Raw genomic sequence first — 24,136 nt, 5'->3', positions numbered from 1 at the left:
CTTATTCCTTGGTGAACAGTCTGTCCAGGGTCTGCTCGTAGTGGTGATAACCGAGGAAGTCGTAGAGGGACTCCCGGGTCTGCATGGTGTCGACCACGGCGCGCTGGTGGCCATCGCGGCGCAGCTGCTGATAGACATTGAGGGCGGCCTGATTGGCGGCGCGAGCGGCGCTCAGGGGGTAGAGCACCATGTCAACGCCGTGGTCAGCCAGTGCCTCCTTGTCAAACAGCTCGGTTTTGCCAAATTCGGTCATGTTGGCGAGGATGGGGACCCCGGCGGCCTGCTTGAAGCGATTGTACTGACCCAGCTCGGTGACCGCCTCGGCGAAGATCATGTCGGCGCCCGCCTCCACGTAGGCGGCGGCGCGCTCCAGCGCCGAGCCCAGCCCTTCCACCGCGAGGGCATCGGTGCGGGCCATGATGACGAAGCTCTCGTCCTGGCGGGCGTCTACCGCGGCCTTGATCCTGTCCACCATCTCGGCGATGGAGACCACCGCCTTGTTCGGTCTGTGACCGCAGCGCTTCTGGGCAACCTGATCTTCCATGTGGACGGCGGCCACGCTACCGCGCTCGAAGGCTCGGACGGTGCGGGCGATGTTGAAGGCGCCGCCCCAGCCCGTGTCTATGTCCACCAGCAGGGGAACCTGGGTGGCGGCCGTGATGCGTTCTGCATCAATCAGCACGTCATTCATGGAGGTCATGCCCAGATCCGGCAGGCCGAAGGAGGCGTTGGCCACCCCGGCACCGGACAGATAGAGGGCCTTGAAACCGCTGCGCTCGGCCATCAGCGCCATGTAGGCGTTGATGGTACCGACGATCTGCAGGGGTTTCTCATTGGCCAGGGCAGTGCGAAAACGGGTACCGGCCGAGGGGGATAGCTTGGACATTGTGACTCCTTTCATGGGCTTCTTGTCTGCTGCGGATAGTACTATCTGACACCACGTTTACGTTAACGTCAATGCGCCTTAGGTCGAAGGTTGAGCCCCTGGGGCGCCGCCTTCGGCGGCATTGCGATAACGTCTTTTGAGTCAAACAGATAGGCTCTTTGCTTCCAGGCAAGACCTGGTCATGGCACCGTCGCCATGGGGGTTCAAGGGGATTCTGTCCTCTTCACTACCGGGCTTCAACGGATTCGAAAGGACTGTCATGAGATGAAAAGTGGCTGTCGCCCGATGCAAAGCGGACGTTTACGTAACCCCCTAGATTCAATCCGGACGAAGATTTTCACTCACGAATGGATTGGAGAGCAGCCATGGCCAACGCCATACGCTTTTATGAAACCGGGGGCCCCGAGGTCCTGCGTTATGAAGAGATTGGTGTCGGTGAACCCGGGCCTGGCCAGGTGCGCCTGCGCCACGCCGCAGTCGGTCTCAACTATGCCGACACCTATTTTCGTAACGGCACCTACCCGATCCCGCTGCCCAATGGCCTGGGAGTCGAGGCGGCCGGTGTGGTCGACGCGGTGGGCGAGGGCGTCACCAACGTCGCCGTCGGCGATCGCGTCACCTATACCGGTTTTATCAATACCCTGGGTGCTTACTCGACCGAACGGCTGATCCCGGCCGCGCCGCTTATCAAACTGCCGGACAGCATCTCCTGCGAGACCGCCGCCGCCATGACCATGCGCGGCCTGACGTCCGCCTACCTGATGCGCCGCATTCACGACTTCAAACCCGGTGACCGCATCCTGCTGCACGCTGCGGCCGGTGGTGTGGGTCTCATCGTCGCCCAGTGGGCCAAGCTGCTGGGGCTGACGGTGATCGGTACCGTGTCGAGCGAGGCCAAGGGGGAACTGGCCCGGGCACATGGCTGCGACTACATCATCGACTACAGCCGTGAGGACGTGGCCCAGCGGGTGCGCACCCTGACCGAAGGGGCGGGGGTCGATGTGGTGTTCGACAGCGTCGGCAAGAGCACCTTCATGGGGTCGCTTGATTCGCTGAAACGCCGCGGCCTCATGGTCTGCGTCGGCACCGCCTCCGGCCCCATCGACGGCTTCAACCCCCAGTTGTTGGCCATGAAGGGTTCCCTCTACCTGACCCGGCCGGCGCTCGCCGACTACCTCGCCGATCCCGCCGAGAAGGAGGCCCTGGCGGGGGAGCTGTTCGATCACGTGGCCAGCGGCCGGATCAAGATAGAGATCAACCAGAAGTACGCGCTGCAGGACGCGGCGCAGGCGCACCGGGATCTGGAGTCTCGCAAGACCACAGGCTCCTCCATCTTCGTTATCTAGGGCGCGAGTTTCCCGCACCATGAGTGGGGAGCTTGTCCGGTCGCCTGACTTGTCATCTAGGGAGAGAGACATGCGTGTAGAACAACTGACCTGCCATATTGGCGCCGAGCTGTCTGGCGTCACGCTGGCGGATGCCGTCCACGACGGGGATCTGTTTGCACAGATCCGCGCCCAGCTGCTCAGGCACAAGGTGCTGTTCCTGCGCAATCAGGAGCTCAGCCGGGCCGATCACGTGGCCTTCGCCCGCCGCTTTGGCGAGCTGGAGGATCACCCGGTGGCGGGCAGCGATCCGGACCACCCCGGTCTGGTGCGCATCTACAAGTCGCCGGAGGTGCCAAACGATCGCTACGAGAACGCCTGGCACACGGACGCCACCTGGCGCGAGCAACCCCCCATGGGCTGCGTACTGCGCTGCGTGGAGTGTCCGCCAGTAGGGGGGGACACCCTCTGGGCCAACATGGCGGCGGCCTACGATGCACTGCCCGAGGAGATCAAACAGAAGATTGCGGGGCTGCGTGCCCGTCACAGCATAGAGGCGAGTTTTGGCGCCGCCATGCCCATCGAGAAGCGCCTCGCCCTGAAGGCCCAGTTTCCGGATGCCGAACACCCCGTGGTGCGCACCCACCCGGAGACGGACGAGAAGATCCTGTTCGTCAATGCCTTCGCCACTCACTTCACCAACTATCACACCCCGGCCCATGTGCGGGTCGGCCAAGACTACAGCATGGGGGGCAGCGATCTGCTGCGCTACCTCATTAGCCAGGCCTATATCCCCGAGTTCCAGGTGCGCTGGCGCTGGCAGCCGGGAAGCATAGCCATCTGGGACAACCGCAGCACCCAACACTATGCCGCCATGGATTATGCCCCCTGTCATCGCAAGATGGAGCGGGCCGGGATCATGGGCGACAAGCCCTTCTAGGTACGTGGAAAAATGCCAAACCATTACGCTGCCCAGGATGAGTGGAACGCCCGGGCAGAGCTTCACCTCAAGGAGAGAAACAGATGCAATTTTTTGACGATTCCCTGCACCCGGAAAACATGGAAAAGGTAGTCATCACGGTCGCGCCCTATGGCCCCGAGTGGGCGCCTGAAGACTTCCCGGAAGACATCCCCGTGACCATGGAGGAGCAGATCCAGAAGGCGGTGGAGTGCTACGAGGCGGGCGCGACCGTGCTGCACCTGCACGTGCGTGAGCTCGATGGCACCGGCTCCAAGCGACTGTCCAAGTTCAACGAGCTGATCGCCGGGGTGCGCAAGGCGGTGCCGGACATGATCATCCAGGTCGGCGGCTCCATCTCTTTTGCGCCGGAAGGGGAGGGGGAGGCGGCCAAGTGGCTCTCCGACGACACCCGCCACATGCTGGCTGAACTGACCCCGAAACCGGATCAGGTCACGGTCGCCATCAACACCACCCAGATGAACATCATGGAGCTGCTCTACCCGGAATACCTGGCAGGTACCTCCCTGGCCCATCCGGCCTATCAGGCTGCTTACAGCGAGATGACGGTCCCGGCCGGCCCGGCCTGGGTGGCGGAGCACTTGAAGCGCCTGATGGCCAACGGCATCCAGCCCCACTTCCAGCTGACCGGCATGCACGCCATGGAGACCCTGGAGCGGCTGGTGCGCAAGGGCGTCTACATGGGGCCGCTGAACCTGACCTGGATCGGCATCGGCGGCGGCTTCGATGGCCCCAACCCGTTCAACTTCTTCAACTTCGTCCACCGCGCGCCGGATGGCTGCACCCTGACCGCCGAGTCCCTGCTCAAAAACGTGCTGCCGTTCAACATGATGGCCATGTCCATGGGGCTGCACCCACGTTGCGGCATCGAGGACACCATCATCGGCCAGCACGGCCAGCGCATGAGCTCGGTGGAGCAGATCCGCCAGTGCGTGCGGGTGGCCCACGAGCTCGGCCGCGAGGTGGCCAACGGCAAGGAGGCGCGCGCCATCTATCGCATCGGGGTGCAGTACGACAGCGTCGAGGAAACCTTGCTTGCCAACGGCATGGCGCCGAACCGCTCCCAGGGCCAGAAAGGGGTGCCCCAGCGCTCCTGAGCCAGTTGGGTCGCGGTGTGAAAAATAAGCGCCGCGCCCCGTCAACTCTGTTTGCCAAAGGGCCGCAGCCCTTGCACTATGCAGCACCCGGCAACTTGAGTGATGTGTCAGTAGTGGGTTTCCAGCGGCTCCGGCCGTCGGTACCTAGACCGGGTTCCAACCCAATCTGTTGTAGCGCGAGGGATTGTATGGCTACGTATCATATCGATGAGGGCGCTCCGGCCGGTGAGGTTGCCGTGCCCCGTCGCTACGCCTGGATAGTGTTTGCACTGACCTTCGGCCTGCTCATTTCCGACTACATGTCGCGCCAGGTGCTCAACGCCGTCTTCCCCATGCTCAAGGGGGAGTGGGTGCTCTCGGACACCCAGCTCGGCCTGCTGAGCGGCATCGTGGCGCTCATGGTCGGGTTGCTCACCTTTCCGCTCTCCTTGCTGGCAGACCGTTTCGGCCGGGTGAAGAGCCTGGCCCTGATGGCCGCGCTCTGGAGTCTGGCGACCCTGGGCTGCGCCCTGGCCCAGAACTACGAGCAGATGTTCATCGCCCGCTTCCTGGTGGGGGTGGGGGAGGCCGCCTACGGCAGCGTCGGCATCGCCGTGGTGGTCTCCGTCTTCCCGCGGGAGATGCGCGCCACCCTCTCCGGCGCCTTCATCTCCGGCGGCTTGTTTGGCTCTGTGCTCGGCATGGCCAGCGGAGGCTTGCTGGCCCACTGGCTCGGCTGGCGCTGGGCCTTCGCCGGCATGGCCCTGTTCGGTCTGCTGCTGGCGGCCCTCTACCCCCTGGTGGTGAAAGAGTCGCGCATCTCGACTCCTTGCCGTGGCGCCAAGGGGGCGGCCGGGGGACGCAATCCCTTGCGCAGCCTCTATTCCAGCCGCTCGGTGATCTCGGCCTATGTGGGCAGCGGCTTGCAGCTGTTTGTCGGCGGCACCGTCATCGTCTGGATGCCGAGCTACCTCAACCGCTATTACGGCATGGAGACCGACAAGGCAGGGGCGGCGGCCGCCATCATAGTGCTGTGCAGCGGCGCCGGCATGATCCTGTGCGGCATGCTGAGCGATCGGCTGTGCAAGGCCCGGCCGGATCGCAAAATCAGCCTCGCCATCGGTTACTGCATCGGCAGCTGCGCCCTCTTGTCCCTGGCGTTCGCCCTGCCGTTCGGCCTGCCCCAGCTGGTGCTGATCTGCCTTGGCATGTTCATCGCCACCGGCACTTCGGGCCCCGCCGGCGCCATGGTGGCGAACCTCACCCACGCCAGCGTGCACGGTACCGCCTTTGCCACCCTGACGCTCGCCAACAACCTGCTCGGCCTGGCGCCTGGCCCCTTCATCACCGGCAAGGTGTCCGATCACATCGGTCTGGACAACGCCTTCCGGCTGGTGCCCATCATCAGCATCGCGGCGGCCATGGTCTTTCTCTACGCCAGGCGCCACTACCACAAGGACGTGGCAAGGCTGGAAGGGGAGTCCTCCCCGTCCATCGTCCCCGATCCCGTCCTCAACGAAGGCCACACGGAGGTCAGGGCATGAGCCGTTCCCTGCAAACCCTGAGAGTCGATGTCTATTTCGATTTCATCTGTCCCTGGTGCCTGATCGGCAAGCGCCAGCTGGATGAGGCTCTGGCCCGGCTGCGGGTCGAGCGACCCGAGTTGCGGGTTGAGCTGCGCTGGCATGGGGTGCAACTGCTGCCCTATCTGCCACTGCAGGGGGAGGATTTCCACGGGTTTTATCTGCGACGCCTCGGTAGCGAGCCCGCGGTGCGGCTGCGCCAGGCCCAGGTGCAGCAGGCCGCGGCGACCGTGGGGGGGGGTCTGGACTTTGACAAGATCCCGCGCATGCCAAACACCGCCGATGTCCATCGCCTGTGGCAACGGGCCTGCCAGTTGGGCACCCCGCAGCAGCAGGAAACACTGCTCGAATCGCTGTTCGCCAGTCACTTCCTGCAAGGAAGGGACCTGGGGGATGGGAATCTGCTGCTGGATTTGGCCGAGCAGGCCGGATTTGCGCTGGAGGCCCTGGTCAGCTGCTTGCACGGGGATGGCAGCCCCTTCTCAGGGATAGCCGAGGGGCCCGCCAGCCAAGGGGTTCCCAGCTTCGTGATGGGAGGGGGAATGACCCTCTCCGGTGCCCAGCCGGTGGAGAAACTGCTCGCCAGCCTGCGCCTGGCGGTGGCGGCCGAGGAGTGCCGGGCACAGGAAAAAGCGCGTCTCGAAGTGCCGGTCGGCCGGGTGCCTGCTTCCGGTCAGCGCGTTCTCATCGAAGGGGAGGGCAAGAGCCTGGTGCTGTTCAACATCGACGGCGAGTTTCATGCCATCGATGACAGCTGCCCTCATCAGGGCGCCTCCCTGTGCGGCGGCAAGCTGGAGGGGGAGACCATACAGTGCCGCGCCCATGGCCTGCGCTTCAACCTGCGCACCGGTTTCCTGCAGGGTTCGACCCAGCTCAGGGTCGGCCGCTACCCGGTGGAGCGGGAAGGGGATCGCCTCTTCATCGTCCTGACACCCGAGGAGAGCCTCTCATGCACGCCCTAGCCCTGCCGGATCGCTTCGCCCGGGTGCGCGAGCTGGCCCCCGGCATGACCATCAGCCTGGTGGTGGCCGCGGCCGCCACCTTCCTGGCCGAGCACTACGGTGCCCCCGTGCTGCTGTTTGCCCTGTTGCTTGGCATGGCGCTGAACTTCCTCAGCGGCGAGGGGAGCTGCAAGGCAGGCATCGAGTTCACGGCGCGCAGCGTCTTGCGCATCGGCGTCGCCCTGCTCGGCATGCGCATCACCCTGGGACAGATAGCCGAACTCGGCTGGATGCCGGTGATCCTGGTAGTGACGCTAGTGGTGGTCACCATCAGTCTCTCCGTCGTCGCCGCCAGGCTGATGGGCTTCCAGCGCCTGTTCGGCATGCTGACCGGCGGCGCCACGGCGATCTGCGGCGCCTCCGCTGCCCTGGCTCTGGCCGCCTCCCTGCCCCATCACCCGCAAAAAGAGCGGGCCACCCTGTTCACGGTGATCGGGGTCTCTGTGCTCTCGACGCTGGCGATGATCACCTATCCCATGATCGCCCGCTTCTTCGAGCTGTCCCCGGTGGAGTCGGGGGTCTTCCTCGGTGCCACCATCCACGACGTGGCCCAGGTGGTGGGGGCGGGCTACAGCATGTCCACCGAGACCGGAGATGTGGCCACCGTGGTCAAGCTGATGCGGGTCGCCATGCTGCTGCCAGTGATCCTGGTGGCGGCCATGATCACCCGGATGCAGGGGGCGGATCCCGCCTCCGGCAAGCGGCCACCCCTGTTGCCCCTGTTTGCGGTGGGTTTCCTGGTGCTGGCCTGCATCAACAGCACGGGCTGGGTACCCGCCATGGTCCAGAGCGGGGTCAATGATCTGTCGCGCTGGTGCCTGGTGATCGCCATCGCCGCCATCGGCATGAAGACCCAGCTCAGGGAGCTGGCGGCGGTGGGCATCAAACCCATCCTGCTGATGGTGGGGGAGACGGTGTTTCTCGCCGCCCTGGTGCTGCTGTTGATGCACTGGGGGATCAAGCCTTAGGACGGTGACGAGTGCGCGATGACGCCCCTGGGGACGCATCGACGCTGAATGGCCAACGGATTAGCCAGAGAGGAATCTATGAACAAGTTATATCCCAGCGCCCGGGCCGCCCTCGGCGATCTGGTGCAGGACGACATCACCATCGCATCGGGGGGCTTTGGCCTGTGCGGCATCCCGGAGCAGCTCATCGCGGCGCTTAAGGAGAGCGGCAAGCGCGGCTTCACCATCATCAGCAACAACTGCGGGGTGGATGAGTTCGGCTTGGGGCCGCTGCTCCACAGCCGCCAGATCAAGAAGATGATCTCCTCCTACGTGGGGGGCAACAAGGAGTTCGAGCGCCAGTATCTCGCCGGGGAGCTGGAGCTGGAGTTCACCCCCCAGGGGACGCTCGCCGAGAAGCTCAGAGCGGGCGGCGCCGGCATCCCGGCCTTCTTCACCCGCACCGGTTACGGGACCCAGATTGCCGAGGGCAAGGAGACCCGTCAGTTCGATGGGGACTGGTATGTGATGGAGCGCTCGCTCACCGCGGATCTCGCCATCATCAAGGGCGCCAGGGCCGACAAGGCGGGCAACCTGATGTTCAACAAGACGGCCCGCAACTTCAATCCGCTTTGCGCCAAGGCGGGCCGGGTCTGCGTCGCCGAGGTGGAGGAGATAGTCGAGGTGGGCGAGCTGGCCCCGGACGAGATCCACCTGCCCGGCATTTATGTGCAGCGGCTGGTGCTCAACCCCAATCCCAAGAAACGCATCGAAGTGCGCACCGTCATGGAGCAGAAATAAGATGGTTTTGATCCGTGAAAAGATGGCGCTGTGCATCACACAGGCGTTGCCAGTGACTTCCTGTTTTCAACATCGTGCGCTGAGGAGCAGATAACATGGCCTGGACCCGTGAAGAGATGGCGCAGCGCGCCGCAGAGGAGTTGCAGGACGGCTTCTACGTGAACCTCGGCATAGGCTTGCCAACCCTGGTGGCCAACTATATTCCCGACGGTATGGAGGTGTGGCTGCAAAGCGAGAACGGCCTGCTCGGCATCGGCCCCTTCCCGAGCGAAGAGGAGCTGGATCCGGATCTCATCAACGCCGGCAAGCAGACCATCACCACCTTGCCCGGCAGCAGTTTCTTCGACAGCGCCGAGAGTTTCGCCATGATCCGCGGCGGTCACATCAACCTGGCGCTGCTCGGCGCCATGCAGGTGTCCGAGCGCGGGGATCTCGCCAACTGGATGATCCCGGGCAAGCTGGTCAAGGGGATGGGGGGGGCCATGGATCTGGTGGCCGGGGTCAAGCGGGTGGTGGTGCTGATGGAGCACTGCGCCAGGAACGGGGAGCACAAGATCTTGGAGTGGTGCAACCTGCCCCTGACCGGAGTCGGGGTGGTGAGCCGCATCATCAGCGATTTCGCCGTGCTGGATGTGACCCCAAATGGCCTCAAACTGGCGGAGCTGGCCCCCGGCATCGACTTCGAGCAGCTGCAGGCCGCTACCGGCTGTCGCATCTGCCGCTAAATCGCGTGTAGGCTGACTCGTCGGCCATTTTCACGGCGAAGTGAAGGCGCCTGGGCCTGCTTCGCCGCTTTTATTTATTCCGCCCAGCCATCTTGCCGGGTTTTGCTCCTTGTCGGGTCTTGGCCCCAGAGGCGCTGACAATCCGCGCCACACCCTCGTCATCGTCCCTTGCCGAACCTGTTTATCCCTCGATGGAGGCCATCCGGCACCCCTTTCATCCCCGTTTTTCGGCGCCGCCAACGCCTGTCATCAAATGAAAAGTGACTGACGTTCAATGGCAAGCAGGGGGGCCGGGCTGGCCGTAGAGTCGGTAGCAACAACACAGAGCGCACCCGGGGGAATCACCCGCAAGGGGAGGAGGCAAACAGAGCGCCCCCTCATCCCCAAGGGAAGCGCCGACACTGGCACAACCGCCAGGCAAGCAGCCGAGCAACACCATCAAGCCAACGGAAACGGCGATTAAACAGAGCAACACCAACAACAAATAACAAAAGATGACACTCGGAGAGACTGTAATGGATTACAAGCACACGAGTCATGGCGCTGGCGCATTGCGCGTCAGCCTGCTGGCGACGGCCATCGCGGCCGTCCTCATGCCAAGCGTTCAGGCGGTGGAAATAGACACGGGCAGCGAAGAGTGGTCCGTGCGCTTCGACAACACCGGCAAATTCAACTACGGCATGCGCACAGAGAGTGCGGACGCCCGCATGCTCGCCACCCCGAACAACAACGACGGGGATTACAACTTCAAGGACGCCGGCGATACCGTCACCACCCGCTTCGATCTGCTGACCGAGCTCGACGTGGTGAACAAGGGCAACACCGGTTTTCGCATCAGCGCCGCCAGCTGGTATGACTACGCCTACAGCGGCGTGGGCGCCGATGAGAATCCCTTCATCAATGGCAACGACGAGCGTTCCGGCATCGCCGGCTGGGCGGGCAGACCCGCGGCGCCCGCCATGTTCGGCAGTGCGCACCTGAGCGACTACGCCGACCGCTACTACCACGGCCCCTCCGGCGAGATCCTCGATGCCTTCGTGTTCCACAACATGGAGCTAGGTGACGAGTCCCTGCTCGGGGTCAAGATAGGTCAGCACAACATCTTCTGGGGGGAGACACTGCTGAGCCCTGTGCACTCGGTGAGCTATGGCCAGTCCGGTCTGGATCTCGCCAAGCTGGCGGCATCCCCCGGCACGGAGGCGAAAGAGCTGTTTGTGCCCCGCAACCAGATCTCCGCCTCCTTCACGCTCAATCCCGAGTGGACCTTCGCGGCCCAGTATTTTCTGGACTGGAACGCGGCCCGATTGCCGGAAGCCGGCACCTATTACGGCGGCTCCGATCTGGTGGGCTTTGGCGCCCAGTCCTTCCTGCTGGGCCACACCGGCGGACCGGGTCTGGCCGGACCGAACGGCACTCTGAGCAACATCCGCCGCGGCGAGGACATAGAGCCTGGCAAGCACGGCGACTGGGGCATCATGACCAAGTGGTCCCCCGAGGCGCTGGACGCCACCCTGGGGGCCTACTATCGCCGCACCGCCGACATCCTGCCCCAGGCGGTGCTGGATGCCAGGGGTCTGAACACCGGCGGACAGGGGCTCAGAGGCATACCGACCCTGCGCAACTCAGTGGATACGGCGAGCTACAGCTTCGCTTACGGTGAAAACATCGACATTGTTGGCCTTAGCCTGTCCAAAGATGTGGCTGGGGTGAGCGTGGGCAGCGATTTGAACTATCGCCATAACATGCCGCTCTCCAGCATCCCGGCCCTGCTGAGCGCCACCGGTGCGGACAGCCTGGCCAGCGGTTTCGGTGCCTTGCCACCGCGCCATGCCAACACGGGGACCCTGGTGGATGGCAGCGATGGCTACAGCGCCACCGGTGACACCCTGCACTGGACCATCAACGGCCTGATGACCATCGCCGACACCCCATTGTTCGACTCCGCCGTGCTGCTTTCGGAGCTCTACTACAGCAACCTCCTGCACCTCGATGAGCACAACAAGGCGCTCTACAAGGGGGAAGAGAGTTATCAGGGACTCGACAAGTCGACCCGGGACAACTGGGGCCTGGCCCTCAACTTCACCCCGATCTGGTATCAGGTTTTCCCCGGTGTCGACATGAGCATGCCGCTCTCCGTCAACCTCGGCCTGAGCGGGATCTCCCCCGTGCAGGGGGGCGGGGCGGAAGACACCGGCAACTACGCGGTTGGCCTCGGCGCCACCATTTACAACCAGTACTTCGTCGACCTGAAGTACGTGGACTCCTTCGGTAAATCTGCCGAGTGCAACGACGGCGCCACCGACGGTTCCACCCCCAACGCCCTGGATGCCACCCAGCGCAACACCTGTTACGCCGGCGGTTATGCCTCCTTCTCGGGAGGCGGTGCCACCACGGAAGACAGGGGCGCCGTCTACCTGACCCTCAAGACCACTTATTGAGTCACGCGAGTGCATCGGAGAACGAGATATGAACCTGAACAAGACCCTGTTGGCCGCCTCTTTGACTCTGGCCCTCGCGGGCCAGGCCCTGGCTGCCGTCTCGACCAGCGAAGCCCAGCAACTTGGCAGCAATCTGACCCAGATAGGCGCCGAGGCGGCGGCCAATGCCGATGGCAGCATCCCCGCCTACAGCGGCGGCCTGACCACGCCCCCTGCCGGGTTCAAGGCCGGTGACAGCATGCGCCCGGATCCTTACGCCGGCGACAAACCTCTGCTGGTGATCAACGGCAAGAACGAGGGGCAGTACAAGGAGCTGTTGACCGCCACCACGGCGGAGCTGATCAAGCGCTTCCCGGATTTTCGCGTCGATGTCTACCCGACCCACCGCAGCGTGGCGCTGCCCCAGGCTGTGCTGGACAACACCAGGCAAAACGCCCTGAATGCCAAGACCCTGGAAGGGGGAATGGCGGTGGACAAGGTGCTGCCGGGTATCCCCTTCCCCATCCCCAAGACGGGGGCAGAGGCCATGTGGAACTTCCTGCTGCGCTACCAGGGGGTGAACATCGCCACCAAATATGACTCCTGGAACGTGGACTCCGCCGGGGTGGCGGCCCTTTCCACCACGGGGCAGGCGTTCATCAACTACGCCATCTACGAGGACATGAGCAAGCCCATCTCGGCCAAGGATACCTACTACCAGATGAAGCTCTACTACACGGGGCCGGCGCGCCGCGCCGGTGAGGCCATCATGCTGCGCGATGCCGCCAACCCCCTTGAGCAGCCGCGCAAGGCCTGGCAATACTTGCCGGGGCAGCGCCGGGTCAAGCTGGCGCCGAATCTGGCTTACGATACCCCGAACCCGGGCACCTCGGGGGCCGGCACCTATGACGACGTCTTCGTCTTCAACGGGGCCCTGGACCGCTTCGATTGGAAGCTGGTAGGCAAGCAGGAGATGATCGTTCCCTACAACACCTACAAGCTCACCTATCAGCCCGACGCCAAGGCCCTGACCACCCCGAACTTCCTCTCGCCGGATCAGGTGCGCTGGGAGAAACACAGGGTCTGGGTGGTGGAGGGAACCCTCAAGGCCGGCGAGCGACACATCTACGCCAAGCGCCGCTTCTACCTGGATGAAGACAGCTGGGTGGCCCTGGCCTCGGATCAGTACGACGCCCGTGGTCAGCTCTATCGCGGCTCCTTCGCGTTCCTGAGCCAGAGCTACGACAAGCAGACCCCGGATGCCACCCCTTTCATGATCTATGACCTGGTGGCGGGCACCTACAACATCAACGGCGTGGTAGGGCCATACGGCGGCATCCATTACGGCGCTTCGCTCTCCAAGGCGAAGTGGTCGCCGGAGTCCCTGGCTGGTGCCGGGATCCGCTAAGCAGTCACGGGAGCCCGGTTCGTCATTGGCGAACCGGGCTCGCCGATGTCGGCGCCTGGGCTCATGTACCCGGACGCAGCTCAAGACAAGGACGTGGTATGGGTTCATTCAAGACGTTGGCGCCACTGATGTGCTGCGCCCTGCTGATGCAGAGCGCCGGAGCGATGACGGGGCAGGCGGCCGACTATGTGGACGTACTGGACTTGCCGGCGAAAGCCAGCCCCCTGGCCGAGCACAGCCCACTGCTGAGTCTGGCCAGGGCGGGCAACCGGCTGGTGGCGGTGGGGCAACGCGGTCACATCCTCTACTCCGACAACGAGGGGCAACGCTGGCAGCAGGCTCGCGTGCCGGTGAGTGTGGATCTCACCGCCGTCGTCTTCCCCAGCCCGCTGCACGGCTGGGCCGTGGGGGGCGATGGGGTGGTGCTGGGCAGCCAGGATGGCGGCGCCAGCTGGCAGAAACAGCTGGATGGTCGCCAGATAGGCGAGCTGGTGCTTAATCATTACTCGGCGCTGGCCAAGGCAGAACCCCGGAGCGAGCTCTGGCCCCAGCTGGTGGAGGAAGGGCAACGGCTGGTGGAGGAGGGGGCGGACAAGCCCTTGCTCGGCGTCTGGTTCCAGGACGAGCGGGTGGGCTACGTTGTCGGGGTGTTCAACCTGATCCTGCGTACCGACGATGGCGGCCAGCATTGGACGCCGATGCAGGATCGCACCGACAACCCGCAGGGGTTGCACCTCAATGCCATCGCCCGGGCGGGCAGCGGCCTCTATCTCGCCGGCGAGCAGGGTTTGCTGCGCAAATGGGATGAGGGGCAGCAGCGCTTCCTGGCCCTGTCATCCCCCTACGCGGGCAGCTTCTTTGGTCTCATCGGCCAGGACAACCAGGTGATCGTCTATGGCCTGCGCGGCCACGTCTATCGCAGCACGGATGAGGGGGCGAGCTGGACCCGGCTCGCGAGCCCCTTGCCCATCAGCATCAGCGCGGCGGTGCAAGACGGTAGCGGTCAGGTGCGCCTGTTCACCCAGGCGGGCCATCTGCTTCGGGTCGACGGCAATCAGCCGCTGCAGCTGGTTCCCCAGAGCGAGCCTTCCCCTGTGGCGGGGGCGGCCCTGACGCAAGACGGCACCCTGGCGCTGGTGGGCAGCCGCGGCGTGCGTACCCTGGCTATCAAATGATGGACGGCTGCCTAAGGGGGGCCGGATAACAATAACGAGAGAGTACCCAGATATGAGCCATGTGAAGCAAGATGCGATGCCGGTGATCCGCGAACTGGCGGATTTCGATCGGCGCTCCGGCAACCTGCTGGAGCGGCTGGTGTTCAACCACAGACCCCTGTTCATGCTGCTGATGACGCTGGCGACCCTGGTGCTGGGCTATATGGCGACCACGAGGCTGGAGCTTAGACCCAGCTTCGAGAAGATGATCCCCCAGAGTCAGCCCTACATCAAAAACTTCCTGGAAAATCGCCAGTCCCTGCGCGGCCTCGGCAACGCGGTGCGGGTGGTGGTGGAGAATACCCAGGGAGACATCTTCGACCCCGACTACCTCGGCGTGCTCAAGCGGGTCAACGACGAACTGTTCCTCACCGAAGGGGTCGACCGGGCCTGGATGAAGTCCCTCTGGAGCCCGGCGGTGCGCTGGACCGAGGTGACCGAGGAGGGCTTCCAGGGTGGCCCCGTGATGCCGGATGCCTATCAGGGCACATCTGCCGATATCGAACAGCTGCGCCAGAACATCAACCGGGCCGGCATCGTCGGCAGCCTGGTGGCGAGCGATTTCAAGTCCAGCATGCTGATAGTGCCGCTCTTGGACAAGGCATCGGCCACGGGCCAACCCCTCAACTATCACGACTTCTCCCAGCGCATCGAGCAGTTGCGCGACCAGATTGAGTTCGATGGCAAGCCTCACCAGGCGGGGGAGGAGGGAACGGGCAAGTACAAGATCCGGGTCATCGGTTTTGCCAAGCTGGTGGGGGATCTCATCGATGGCCTCATCCAGGTGATCCTGTTCTTTGCCCTGGCGGTGGCGACGTCGCTGGTCATCATCTTCCTCTACACCCGCTGCGTGCGCAGCACCCTGCTGGTGGTAGGTTGTTCGCTGATCGCCGTGGTGTGGCAGCTCGGCCTCGTCGCCTGGCTCGGCTACGCCATCGATCCCTATTCCGTGCTGGTGCCCTTCCTCATCTTCGCCATCGGGGTCTCCCATGCGGCCCAGAAGATGAATGGCATCATGCAGGACATTGCCCGCGGCACCCACCGTCAGGTTGCCGCCCGTTACACCTTCCGTCGCCTGTTCCTGGCCGGGGTCACGGCGCTGCTCGCCGATGCGGTGGGTTTCGCGGTGCTGATGCTCATTGACATCCCCGTCATCCAGGATCTCGCCATCACCGCCAGCATCGGCGTGGCCGTGCTCATCTTCACCTCCCTCTTGCTGATGCCGGTGGCCCTATCCTATGTGGGGGTGGGGCGCAAGGCCGCCGAGCGGGCCCTGCGAATGGAGAACAACGCCGCCGCCCACAAGGGCTTCGGCAGGCTCTGGGATCTGCTGGACTGCTACACCGAGCGCAAGTGGGCCACCGTCGTGGTGGTGCTGGGGCTGGCCATGGGGATCGGCGGCTACTTGGTGAGCCTGAACCTGAAAGTCGGCGATCTGGACAGCGGGGCCCCCGAGCTGCGGGCCGATTCGCGCTACAACAAGGACAACGGCTACATCACAGGCCATTATGCGCTCTCGAGCGACCTGTTTGCTGTCATGGTCAAGACGGCGCCGGAGGGGTGCCTTGACTACCAGACCCTGATCCTGGCGGATCGTCTGGGCTGGGAGCTGCAGCAGCACCCCGGGGTGCAGGCCACCACCTCGTTGGTCAACGCGGTGCGCCAGATCACCGCCGGCACCTATGAGGGCAACCCCAAGCTCGCCAGCATACAGCGCAACCAGAACGTGCTGAACTACGCTGCCCAGCAGGCCTCGGTCAACAGCCCGGAGCTGTTCAACACCGACTGCTCCCTGATGCCGGTGATCGCTTACCTGAAAGATCACAAGGCCGAGACCCTGAGCGGCGTGGTGGCCATCGCCGACCAGTTTGCCCGCGACAACAGCACGGCGGATCGCCAGTTCCTGCTCGCCGCGGGTAGCGCCGGCATCGAGGCCGCCACCAATGAGGTGGTGCACGCAGCGAGCCGCACCATGCTGCTCTATGTCTACCTGGCGGTGACCATCTTCTGCCTCATCACCTTCCGTAGCTGGCGGGCGACCGTGGTGGCCCTGGTGCCCCTGATGCTCACCTCGGTACTGTGCGAGGCGCTGATGGTATTCATGGGCATCGGCGTCAAGGTGGCGACCCTGCCGGTGATCGCCCTCGGGGTCGGGATCGGTGTGGACTACGCGCTCTACCTGCTGAGCGTGCAGCTGCACTACCAGCGCCAGGGCCTCTCCCTGGTGGAGTCTTACCGCAACGCCGTGGCCTTCACCGGCCGGGTGGTGGGGCTGGTGGGCATCACCCTGGCCGCCGGTGTGGTGGGCTGGGCCTGGTCGCCCATTAAGTTCCAGGCTGACATGGGGATCCTGCTCACCTTCATGTTCCTGTGGAACATGCTGGGAGCGCTGATCGGGGTGCCGGCGCTCTCCTACTTCCTGCTGCGTGGCACCCGACCCACCCAGGCAGAGGTCGGAGAACAAGCTTCGGCGCCCCGTGGGAGCGCCGATGCCAGCGCGCCACAAGGGAGGATGGTGGCGGAGCCGTTGCCAGCCGATGCCCGCTGACGGGCGGCAAGCTGAGAACCAAGAGGGAGGCTGATGCCTCCCTCTTTTTTTGGGCGCTATCCAAGGGGCCAGGCTGGATGGAAATCAGACCGGGTGGAAAAGGGAATGCATGCGGGGTCGCGATGCGCCCTTCATCGTCTCCCCTTCGTGTGGGGTCGATGACGGGTAGCGAGCCTTGAAAAGCGAAGGGCACAGAGGGAGGCTTGATGCCTCCCTCTGTGCGTCTGGCAAAGGGGAAGGGTGTTTAGCCGTAAGCCAGGCTGGTATGGGCGCTCTGGGCCAGCTTGGGCACTATCTTGTTGCGCGAGCGCCAGGTGGCGGGCGGCATGCCGAACTGGGCATTGAACCAGCGAGTGAAGGAGCTTGGCATGGAGTACCCCAGCATGTCGGCGATGTGGCCAAGGGAATATCCCGAGTTTTGCAGGTAGCGCATCACCAGATCGCGGCGCACGTCGTTGATGAGCTCGCTGAAGGTAGCGCCGCTCTCTTCCAGATGGCGCTGCAGGGTGCGCACGTTCATGCCGAGGGTGCGGGCGATTTGCTCTATGGTGGCACGCCCCATGGGCAGCAGCAGGTAGATGGCCTTGCGCACGTCGGTCAGCAGGGATTGCTGGGTTTCCACCATGAGGGTATCGAGGTACTGGCGCGCGTGGCGGGCCATGGCCTGGTTCGCCAGGGGGTTGGGAATATCCAGATCCGTAGACTGGCAGACGATGCCGTTGAACTCGCTGCCAAACTCCAGCTTGCAGCCGAACAGGCGTTTGTGGATGGAGAGATCCGCCGGCGCCGCGTGAGTGAAGTTGACGCTGATGGGGTGCCAGTTCGCCCCAACCCCGACCTGGGAGGCGCAGAAGCGGAACATGACGCCGACCGCGAGCTCGGTGGCCTGGCGCGAGGGCATGGGGGCATCCGTGATGATCTCTTCGCGAATGATGACCGTCTTGCCCGCCTCCTCGATGAAGATGGCCAGGGCGTTATTGAACAGGTGGATGTATTGCACCATCACCTGCAAGGCTTCGCGCAGGTTGGGCTGGTAGCTGAGCAAGAGGCTCACCTCGCCAAAGTCCGACAGTTGGCGATGCTCCGCCATGCGCAGTCCCAGGCTCTGACAACCGCCGGTGCGTGCCGACAGCTCAAGCAGATTGACCACAGTCGCGACCGGGATGCGTTGATTGGGGACATCCAGTATGGAGGCGCTGAGGCCGGCTTGTGACAACAGGTTGGGGGTGTTGAGGCCCAATTGGCGGGCGACGTCGAGATAATTGGTGAGGGTAGCGGCTCTGGCTAGAAGGGTCATGATGCAGTTCCCATGGCGACGGCTCATCTGCTGGTTGTTAACTGTTTTTTATCATTTCATTTACATGGTGGGAAGCCCTATTAACTGTATTGTTAGTCATCAATAGTCGTAGGTTTCAGCTGTCCCCCCTGATATCTGTCATTTCTGCTGCCAACCTGTCCCTGTCGTAAAAAGACAAGTCCATGGCATCCAAGGTAAAGCAGCTTGCAACCGGGAGATTTAGTGTGGCTCTCATGACTGCCCGGCCATCGCCGGGCACCGGTATAAGGGACAGAGATGAAGCAATGGCAACCCAAGGCGACCGTGCTGATCGTGCCGGGCCTGCGGGATCACGTGGAGGATCACTGGCAAACGCGGCTCGCCGCCAGCCTGGACAAGGTGGCCACAGTGCCGCCCCTGACAGAGGACCGACTCAGCTGCCAGGCCAGGGTCGAGGCCATAGCGCAGGCGCTGGCCGCCATAGAGGGTCCCGTGATCCTGGTGGCTCACAGCGCAGGTGTGCTGATGGTGGCACACTGGGCAGCGAAATATGCTGATAAAGCCCATGCCATCGCAAGTGCCCTGCTGGTAACGCCACCGGATCTGGATGCCAGCTGGCCCGCTCAATACCCCAGCCCCGAGGCCATGGAGGCCGGTGGCTGGCAGCCACTGCCACGGGCTCGGTTGCCGTTCCCGAGTCTGATGGTCATGAGCCAGAATGATCCACTGGCGAGTGTGGCGGCTGTTCGTACCCTCGCCGGGGAGTGGGGGAGCGAGCTTGTGGATGCCGGGGCCGTTGGGCATATCAATCCGGCCAGCGGTTTCGGCCCCTGGCCCCTGGCCAGGACGTTGCTGGCGCGTCTTGACGCCTGATCATCCATATCGACAAGGGAACCGAGTTTCCCCGTCCACCCGGACGTGAACATGCATCTACAAGGAGTGAAGATGGTGAAGACCCGGATCATAAGCCCTGCGCAGGGAGCCCATGCCTATCCGCTGCTGATCAAGAGCCTGCTGTTGTCGGGCGTGCGTTATTACCCCGAGCAGGAGATCGTCTACGCAGACCGTCTGCGTTATGACTATCGCACGCTGAATCAGCGGATCCATCGCCTTGCCAATCTGCTGACGGCGGCGGGCGTGGGACCCGGCGACACGGTGGCCCTGCTGGACTGGGACAGCCACCGCTCTCTCGAGTGCTTCTTCGCGGTACCCATGATTGGCGCCGTGCTGCACACGGTCAACGTGCGCCTCTCGCCCGCGCAGATCGCCTACACCATGGTCCATGCCGAAGATCACCTGGTGCTGGTGCACGACGACTTCCTGCCCATGCTGGCCGATATCCAGCGTTCACTGCCCACGGTACGGGGTTACATCCGGCTGACCGATGGGGAACAGGTCCAAAGCAGTTTGCCGCTGCTCGGGGAGTACGAGGCCCTGCTGGCCGAAGCGGACAGCCGGTTTGATTTCCCGGATTTCGATGAGCACTCGGTGGCGACCCTTTTCTATACCACGGGCACCACGGGGGATCCCAAGGGGGTCTACTTCAGTCACCGCCAACTGGTACTGCATACCCTGAACGAGCTGACCCTGGCGGCCCATGCGGGCCAGTCTCTCCTCTGCTCGGACGATGTCTACATGCCCATTACTCCCATGTTTCACGTGCACGCCTGGGGCTTCCCCTATGCGGCCACCATGCTGGGGGTGAAGCAGGTCTACCCGGGTCGTTATGAGCCGAACAAGCTGGTACGCCTCTACCGGGACGAAGGGGTGACCTTCTCCCACTGCGTGCCTACCATCTTGCAGATGATCCTCGACTGCGAGGAGGCGAAGCACACCTCGCTGCAGGGGTGGAAAATGTTGCTGGGGGGCAGCGCGCTGCCCCTCGGGCTCGCCACCCAGGCCCATCGGCAGGGGATCCGGATCCAGGCTGGTTACGGCATGTCGGAGACCTGTCCGCTGCTCTGTGTGGTGCATCTGACGCAGGAAGAGCTGGCCCTGCCCATGGAGGAACAGATCGGGTTGCGGACCCGCACCGGCACCCCCATCCCCCTGGTGGATCTGCGTATCATCGATGAGCAGGGTCAGGAGGTGGTACACGACGGGGTGACCATGGGCGAGATAGTGGTGCGTGCCCCCTGGTTGACCCAGGGCTATTTGAATGAACCGGCCAAGGGGGCAGAGCTGTGGGAAGGGGGCTGGCTGCACACCGGAGACATGGCTTCCATCACCCCGGGCGGGACGGTGGAGATCAAGGACCGCATCAAGGATGTGATCAAGACAGGGGGGGAGTGGATAAGCTCACTGGCGCTGGAGAATCTCATCAGCGCTCACCCCGACGTGCATGCGGTGGCCGTGGTGGGAGTGCCGGATGAGCAGTGGGGAGAGCGTCCCCTGGCATTGGTGGTGGGCAAGGAGGGCCGCTTCCTGGAGCCTGAAGCCATCAAAGTGCACCTGCAAGGGTTCGTTGAACGGGGGCGGATCAACAAGTGGGCCATCCCGCAGCAGGTCTGCATCGTCCATGAGATCCCCAAGACCAGCGTCGGCAAGGTGAACAAAAAACTCATCCGCGAGCAGTTGCACTGTCATGATTTGAGCTCAAAATGAGTACCACATCATAAAATTGCCACAGAGCACCTCAGGCCTCGCCAATGTTTGAGGTGCCCCATTGTCTGACTCAAAGGGGCTTGACTACGCTCATTGAGTCATTACATAAGAGGCGTGCCCATGGCTAAGCAACAGGTTCATCTTGTCGACGAAGAAGTGGATTTTCCCGCCAATGAACAATTGGTTTCCACCACGGATCTGCAGGGGGTGATCACCTATGCCAATGATCATTTCTGCCGGGTGGCGGGATACAGTCGGGGAGAGATGGTTGGCCAGCACCACAACATGGTGCGGCATCCGGATATGCCCAAGGCAGCCTTCGCCGATCTCTGGGGGAAGTTGAAGCAGGGCAAGCCCTGGCGGGGCATGGTGAAGAACCGCTGCAAGGATGGCCGCTACTACTGGGTGGATGCCTATGTCACCCCCATCTTCGAGCAGGGACGGATCAACGGCTATCAGTCGGTGCGCAACCGGGCCGACCCTGAGCTCAAGCGCATTGCGGCGCGCACTTATGCAGGGCTGAAGGCGGTGGAAGGAGGGGGGCGCAAGGCGGGCCTCTCCCTGGGGGCGACCCGTCACGGCGTGGCCATCGTCGGCCTCTTGCTGATGCTGGCGGCCGGGGCCTACCTGATGGGAAGCTATGGGCCGCTGTTCATGCTGTTGCCACTGCTGTGGTTCGGACTCCTCTATCGCCACGAGATGTTCACCACTCCCCGCTACCTCAAGCAGTTGACCGAGGAGTATGACAGCCTGACCCGACTCATCTACTCGGGCAAGGATCCCAGCGCCATCGCCGATTTTCACATCAAGCTGTTGCAGGCGAGGATCCGGACCGTGCTCGGCCGGGTGGACGATGCCACCCTGTCGTTGCAGGATTTGGCGACACACCTCAAGACAGCCTCCAGCGAGGCGAGTGCCGACATCGCCGAGCAGGACATCCAGACCCAGCAGGTAGCCACCGCCATCACCGAAATGGCGGCCACCGCCCACGAGATAGCTCGCAACATTCAGGAGACGGACAACCAGATTGCCCAGGCCAAGGTGCATTGCCAGCACACGGACAAGCAACTGGAGGATACCCAGCAGCGGGTTACCGAACTGGCCACCCAGGCCGAGCATGCCTTCACGGCGGCGGTGGCCCTGGCGGAGGAGTCCGATCGCATCGGCGTGTTGATGAGCGAAATCCAGGGCATCGCGGATCAGACCAATCTGCTGGCCCTGAATGCTGCCATCGAGGCGGCGCGAGCGGGCGAGCAGGGGCGGGGCTTTGCAGTGGTGGCCGATGAGGTGCGTACCCTCTCTACCCGTACCCACAAGGCGACCGAGCAGATCCAGGGCTGCATCGGCCAGATCCAGCGCACCCTCAACGGCTGGAAGGGGATGATGCAGCAGAACCTGGCGCAGACCCAGTCCTGCGTGACCCTGACCCGTCAGGGATCCCAGAGCCTGCATCAGGTGCTGGCGGAGATTGAGCAGGTGGTGGATCTGTCGACCCAGATCTCGGCGGCGGCGGAGCAGCAGCAGGCGGTGGTCGAAGACATCAGCCAGAACGTCAACCTCATCTCCCAGCACTCTCACACCAACAGCAACAAGATGCAGGACATGGACGCCTCGAGCGATATCCTGCTCACCAAGGCGCGTCAGCTCAAATCGCTGGGACAAACCTTCGGTTGAATCCGCGATTGCCAATAGACAGCGAGGCCACCCCGGGGTGGCCTCGCTGCATTGACGGGATCAGGGCGCTCAACCCAGGACGCCCAGTCGCCGCATCGTCCCCTTGTCGTCATACATGGCCTGATCGGCGTTGATCAGCCACTGCTCCGCGCTCCAGTCGCACTCGTAGGCGCTGACGCCGACGCTGATGCCGACCGAGAGGGATTGACCATAGACCTCGAAGGGAGCGAGGATCACCCGCCGTATTCCCTCGGCCACCGCTTCGGCCTGGGTCGGGTCATGATCTGGCAGCAGGAGGACGAACTCATCGCCCGCCAGCCTGGCGAAGAAGGGGGTGTGCATCAGGTGGCGGGAGATCCGCTCCGTCAGCTGGCAGAGCAGGGCATCCCCGTAGCTGTGACCATAGCTGTCATTGACCTGCTTGAAGTTGTCGAGATCGCAAAACAGCAGGCAGCCCGGGGCTGGGTGGCGGATCTGCCGCTCCAGCTGCTCCATCAGACAGAGGCGATTGGGCAGGCCGGTCAGGGGATCGCGCCGGGCGAGCTGCAGTATCTCCTGCTCCCGCTGCTTGCGCAGGGCCACCTCCCGGTTGAGACGCTTGTTGCTGACGAAGAGGTAGATGGCCAGCAGCATGATGACGACGCCGACCCCCAGGCTCAGCAAGAACCAGGGGCGCCAGAAAGCCCACTGCTGGGAGGGAACCTGATAGAGGAAGCCATTCAGGGGCAGAGGTTGCTTGATGAGGCCTATCTCCGCGAGCTGATTCATGATGTGGGTGAAGCGATCCGGGTTCATATACCCGATCTCCACATAGAGCGGCTGTATCATCTCCTTGCTCATCTGCAGCTCGAATTCCATGTGGGCCTGACTGCGGTGAACGCCGTATTCATGACGCAGCAGGGCGATGGCCTCCTGCGGGTGGGAGAGGGCATAGCGCCACCCCTTGAGGCTGGCAGCTCTGAAGCGCTCCACCCGGTCCGGATTGGCCCGCTCCTGGGCCTGGGTGGTGAAGAGGATATCGCTGTAAAAGTCGATGCCGTAGTTGCGCGGGTTGATGACAGAGACCGGGATGCCGCGCTCCTCCAGATAGAAGGGCTCGTTGCTGATATAGGCGTTGAAGATATCTATCTTGCCGGTGATGAGGTCGTCGATGTTCACCGAGGTGGGAACGGGGATGAGTTCGCGCTCGTGCAGCCCCTGGTAGTAAAGGGTGGCCATCAGCTCGGCATCCTGATGACCGGGAAACATCATGATCCGTTTGCCCCGCATGTCGGCAACGGTGAGAATGCCGCTGTCACGGCGGGCCAGAAACACGGAAGGGGAGTGCTGGTAGACGCAGGCAAGGGCCAGCAGGGGCTCTCCCTTGGCATAACCGGTGAGGACTTCGGTGTTGCCCACCCCGAAGTCGGCACGCCCGGTCAACACCTCCTCCATCGGGCTGATGCCCTTGCCGCCCGGTCTTATCTCTACATCCAGGCCGGCGTCGGCGTAGTAGCCCTTGGCCTTGGCCATGTGATAACCCACAAACTGGGGTTGGTGGAGCCAGCGCAGTTGCAGCACCACCCGATCGGGAGGTTTGTCGGCCTGATCGCTGGCCCGTAAAGGAGCTGCGTGGCCAGCCAGGAGCAGTAGCAGCCAAAGCAAGTGTCTCGTCATCCGTGCGATTCTTGTG

Annotated in this window: 18 protein-coding genes; 15 read left to right on the top strand and 3 right to left on the bottom strand. The window is 63.4% G+C overall.

The window, feature by feature from the left end; translation table 11 throughout:
• Window position 1: 1 nt before the first annotated feature.
• Complete coding sequence (gene prpB, locus ABNP46_RS12890; RefSeq protein ID WP_349918283.1) at window positions 2-886, bottom strand: methylisocitrate lyase; 885 nt, start codon at window positions 884-886, stop codon at window positions 2-4.
• A gap of 365 nt (window positions 887-1,251) precedes the next feature.
• Between prpB and ABNP46_RS12885 the strand changes: the two genes are divergently transcribed.
• The 12 genes from ABNP46_RS12885 to ABNP46_RS12830 all read left to right on the top strand — a co-directional run bounded on the left by ABNP46_RS12885 (window position 1,252) and on the right by ABNP46_RS12830 (window position 16,910).
• Window positions 1,252-2,232, top strand: a complete 981-nt coding sequence (locus ABNP46_RS12885) for a quinone oxidoreductase family protein (protein ID WP_349918281.1) — start codon at window positions 1,252-1,254, stop codon at window positions 2,230-2,232.
• Window positions 2,233-2,302: 70 nt separating this feature from the next.
• Window positions 2,303-3,151 carry a TauD/TfdA dioxygenase family protein gene (locus ABNP46_RS12880; RefSeq protein WP_349918280.1) on the top strand — a complete coding sequence of 283 codons (849 nt, stop codon included), beginning with the start codon at window positions 2,303-2,305 and terminating at the stop codon, window positions 3,149-3,151.
• An 83-nt stretch (window positions 3,152-3,234) separates the two neighbouring features.
• A complete protein-coding gene (locus ABNP46_RS12875) occupies window positions 3,235-4,287 on the top strand; it encodes a 3-keto-5-aminohexanoate cleavage protein (protein WP_349918279.1) in 1,053 nt (350 codons plus the stop codon).
• 188 nt (window positions 4,288-4,475) lie between these two features.
• On the top strand, window positions 4,476-5,810 hold the full coding sequence (locus ABNP46_RS12870; RefSeq protein WP_349918278.1) for an MFS transporter: 1,335 nt from the start codon (window positions 4,476-4,478) through the stop codon (window positions 5,808-5,810).
• Window positions 5,807-6,811, top strand: a complete 1,005-nt coding sequence (locus ABNP46_RS12865; RefSeq protein ID WP_349918277.1) for a DsbA family protein — start codon at window positions 5,807-5,809, stop codon at window positions 6,809-6,811. The genes ABNP46_RS12870 and ABNP46_RS12865 overlap by 4 nt, the downstream gene beginning before the upstream one ends.
• A complete protein-coding gene (locus ABNP46_RS12860; protein ID WP_349918275.1) occupies window positions 6,799-7,818 on the top strand; it encodes a YeiH family protein in 1,020 nt (339 codons plus the stop codon). The genes ABNP46_RS12865 and ABNP46_RS12860 overlap by 13 nt, the downstream gene beginning before the upstream one ends.
• 78 nt (window positions 7,819-7,896) lie before the next feature.
• Window positions 7,897-8,598, top strand: a complete 702-nt coding sequence (locus ABNP46_RS12855) for a CoA transferase subunit A (protein WP_349918274.1) — start codon at window positions 7,897-7,899, stop codon at window positions 8,596-8,598.
• A gap of 95 nt (window positions 8,599-8,693) precedes the next feature.
• Entirely contained in the window at window positions 8,694-9,323 is a 630-nt protein-coding gene (locus ABNP46_RS12850; protein ID WP_349918272.1) for a CoA transferase subunit B, read from the top strand.
• Window positions 9,324-9,838: 515 nt separating this feature from the next.
• Entirely contained in the window at window positions 9,839-11,761 is a 1,923-nt protein-coding gene (locus ABNP46_RS12845) for a DUF1302 domain-containing protein (RefSeq protein WP_349918271.1), read from the top strand.
• Between the two features lie 28 nt (window positions 11,762-11,789).
• Window positions 11,790-13,148, top strand: coding sequence for a DUF1329 domain-containing protein (locus ABNP46_RS12840; protein WP_349918270.1), 1,359 nt, complete (start codon window positions 11,790-11,792; stop codon window positions 13,146-13,148).
• Between the two features lie 98 nt (window positions 13,149-13,246).
• Entirely contained in the window at window positions 13,247-14,323 is a 1,077-nt protein-coding gene (locus ABNP46_RS12835) for a WD40/YVTN/BNR-like repeat-containing protein (RefSeq protein ID WP_349918269.1), read from the top strand.
• A gap of 52 nt (window positions 14,324-14,375) precedes the next feature.
• Entirely contained in the window at window positions 14,376-16,910 is a 2,535-nt protein-coding gene (locus ABNP46_RS12830) for an efflux RND transporter permease subunit (protein ID WP_349918267.1), read from the top strand.
• A 244-nt stretch (window positions 16,911-17,154) separates the two neighbouring features.
• Here the strand turns inward: ABNP46_RS12830 and ABNP46_RS12825 are convergent, their stop codons facing one another.
• Window positions 17,155-18,207, bottom strand: coding sequence for an AraC family transcriptional regulator (locus ABNP46_RS12825; RefSeq protein WP_349918266.1), 1,053 nt, complete (start codon window positions 18,205-18,207; stop codon window positions 17,155-17,157).
• A gap of 276 nt (window positions 18,208-18,483) precedes the next feature.
• Between ABNP46_RS12825 and ABNP46_RS12820 the strand changes: the two genes are divergently transcribed.
• The 3 genes from ABNP46_RS12820 to ABNP46_RS12810 all read left to right on the top strand — a co-directional run bounded on the left by ABNP46_RS12820 (window position 18,484) and on the right by ABNP46_RS12810 (window position 22,464).
• On the top strand, window positions 18,484-19,059 hold the full coding sequence (locus tag ABNP46_RS12820; RefSeq protein ID WP_349918265.1) for an RBBP9/YdeN family alpha/beta hydrolase: 576 nt from the start codon (window positions 18,484-18,486) through the stop codon (window positions 19,057-19,059).
• A 51-nt stretch (window positions 19,060-19,110) separates the two neighbouring features.
• On the top strand, window positions 19,111-20,790 hold the full coding sequence (locus ABNP46_RS12815; RefSeq protein WP_349918264.1) for a fatty acid--CoA ligase: 1,680 nt from the start codon (window positions 19,111-19,113) through the stop codon (window positions 20,788-20,790).
• Between the two features lie 120 nt (window positions 20,791-20,910).
• A complete protein-coding gene (locus ABNP46_RS12810) occupies window positions 20,911-22,464 on the top strand; it encodes a methyl-accepting chemotaxis protein (RefSeq protein ID WP_349918263.1) in 1,554 nt (517 codons plus the stop codon).
• A 69-nt stretch (window positions 22,465-22,533) separates the two neighbouring features.
• On the opposite strand, the gene ABNP46_RS12805 is transcribed toward ABNP46_RS12810, so the two are convergent.
• Window positions 22,534-24,120 carry an ABC transporter substrate-binding protein gene (locus tag ABNP46_RS12805; protein ID WP_349918262.1) on the bottom strand — a complete coding sequence of 529 codons (1,587 nt, stop codon included), beginning with the start codon at window positions 24,118-24,120 and terminating at the stop codon, window positions 22,534-22,536.
• Between the last annotated feature and the right edge of the window lie 16 nt (window positions 24,121-24,136).

Origin of the sequence: Aeromonas veronii (assembly GCF_040215105.1) — a bacterium.
GTDB classification, from domain to species: Bacteria; Pseudomonadota; Gammaproteobacteria; order Enterobacterales; family Aeromonadaceae; genus Aeromonas; species Aeromonas veronii_G.
Note: the sequence above shows the minus strand (reverse complement) of the source record. Positions and strands in the feature narration are given on the sequence as shown.